At 69.4% G+C, this 2273-nt stretch carries 2 protein-coding genes; one reads left to right on the top strand and one right to left on the bottom strand.

Annotated elements, in window-relative coordinates; genetic code table 11:
- Positions 1-202 precede the first annotated feature (202 nt).
- Positions 203-1237, bottom strand: a complete 1035-nt coding sequence (locus ACN6LD_RS42125; protein WP_319190798.1) for a LacI family DNA-binding transcriptional regulator — start codon at positions 1235-1237, stop codon at positions 203-205.
- Positions 1238-1320: 83 nt separating this feature from the next.
- Here ACN6LD_RS42125 and ACN6LD_RS42120 point away from each other — a divergent pair, with 83 nt between their 5' ends.
- Positions 1321-2199, top strand: a complete 879-nt coding sequence (locus ACN6LD_RS42120) for a fumarylacetoacetate hydrolase family protein (protein WP_445045929.1) — start codon at positions 1321-1323, stop codon at positions 2197-2199.
- Positions 2200-2273 lie beyond the last annotated feature (74 nt).

Genomic DNA, 2273 nt, shown 5'->3' with positions numbered 1-2273 from the left:
GCGATGCGCTCCGGGCCCCCTTCGCGTGTGGTGCGTGTGTGCTTGCCGGTGGGCCGAGCGGCCGGGTCAGGGGGCCGGTCCATGAGCCGGGGGCGTGAGGGCCCGGTACATGGACCCGGGGCTCAGGGCAGGAGGCCGGCCTATGAACCGAGGGCCGGCAGCGCGGCCACCGCAGGATCGGGAGACCGATCCCGACGGTGGCTCAGCCGCGCCCGGAGGTGGGCGTCGTCGCGCCGGGGGACGCCGTGCTGCCGCGCAGGACCAGCGATCCGAGGGAGACCGAGGTGTACGGCCCGTCGTTGTCCGGCTTGGTCTTGAGGCGGCGCATCAGCCACAGCGCACAGCCGGTCGCCATCTCCTGGATCGGCAGGCCGGTCGTGGTGAGCCCCGGCCCCCACCAGGAGAAACCCGGCTCGTCCCCGAATCCGACCACGGACAGCTCCCCGGGCACCTTCACGCGTTGCTCGGCCAACTCCTCCAGCACACCCAGGGTGAGCTGGGTCGATCCGAGGACGAGTGCCGTGGGCGCGTCGGGGCCGTCCAGCAGCCGGCGCGTCGCCCGGCGGCCGTGGTCCACGGACGAGGGGGGCCACAGCTCCGTGTGCCCGGCGTCGTCCGGCAGGCCGCCTTCGCGCAGGGCGCTGCGGAATCCGCGCAGCCGCTCGGCGCCCGTGGGCAGTTCCTCGGGGCCGCCCATATAGGCGATGCGGGTGTGGCCCAGCGTCACCAGGTGGGCTGTGGCCTGCCGCAGGGCCTCGTGGTCGTCCACGCCGAACCACTGGGAGCCGAGGGAGGGGTGGCGACGCAGTAGTTGCAGGTGCGGCAGGGTGCGCAGGAGCTTGACGGAGTCGCCGTGCGGGCGCGCGGTGGGCACGATGATGACCCCCGCGACGCGGTTGGCGGACAGTTCCCGCAGGTGGCGCAGCTCTGCCATCCGGTCGTCGTCGGTCTCCGAGAGCATCAGCTGGAAGCCCTCGGCCTGCATGTTCTTCGACAGCTGGTGCGCGATGGTCGAGTAGAAGCTGTTGCGGATGTCCGGGATCACCAGCGCGACGACGTTGCTGGACGCCCCGCGCATCATCCGCGCCGCGCGGTTGCCGACGTATCCCATCTCGGAAGCGGCCTGGCGGACCCGGAACTTGGTCTCCTCGCTGATGCGAGGGTCGTCGGAGAGCGCCCGGCCGACCGTCGAGACGGAGACCCCGAGGCGTTCGGCGATGTCCCTGGTCGTGATCACGTAAGCGGCTCCCTCAGGCGACTGGTCCGGTGCCATGCCCTTCCGTGTGCCAACGATAGCAATCGCATCGCGCTCCGTGACGGATGGGCGGGGGAGCCGTAGTCGATCACTGCTCCGTGCTAACGTTAGCACGACTGGAGGGCCTTGCAGCCGCCCGTGGCTGCCTAGTTGCGGAGGTAACCGTGAGGATCGTCAGGTATGCCGTCGGCGGTGTGCGTCACTACGGAGAATTCGAAGAGGGCGACGAAAGGATCGTGAGATTCGAGGGCGATCCCTTTACCGGTATGTCCCCCACGGGACAGACCGACGAAGTGGGTGACGTGGTCGTTCTCCCGCCGCTCGAAAGGCCGCGGATCTTCGGGTTCGCGTACAACTACGCCGCGCACATCGACGAGACCGACCGGGACGCCCCGGAAGTTCCCGTGTGCTTCATGAAGCCGAGCACCGCTGTCGTCGGGCCGGGCGATGCCATCGTCTATCCGGCGGACGGTGAACTCATTCACTTCGAAGGCGAGTTGGTTGCCGTCATCGGAAAGGAAGCCCGCCATGTGAAGGCTTCCGAGGCCCATGAGCACATCCTCGGCTACACATGTGGCAATGACGTCAGCGACCGTATCGTCCAGCGCAGGGAAAGCGCGTTCGGAACGCTGCTGATCGGGAAGGGGCAGGACACGTTCGCTCCCCTCGGACCGGTCATCGCCACCGGCCTGGACCCCTCCGACCTGTCGCTGACGACCCGGGTGAACGGCGCCGTCGTGCAGTCGGCGAGCACGGCTGATCTGCTGCTCGCCGTGCCCGACCTCGTCGCCTACCTGAGCCGCTATCTGACGCTGCTGCCCGGAGACGCGATCATGACCGGAACGCCGTCCGGTGTCGGGCCGATCCGCCCCGGGGACGAGGTCGAGGTGGAGATCGAGGGCATCGGCGTCCTGCGCAACCCGGTCGTGGCCGAGAGCCGCTGAACCGCGGATGCCCACCGGGTGACCGCACACCGCCGGGCCTGTTCCACCGCTCGAAGGTGAAACAGGCCCGGCAG

This window comes from Streptomyces sp. SAS_272, assembly GCF_052543235.1.
This window is presented reverse-complemented; position numbering and strand designations above follow the sequence as displayed.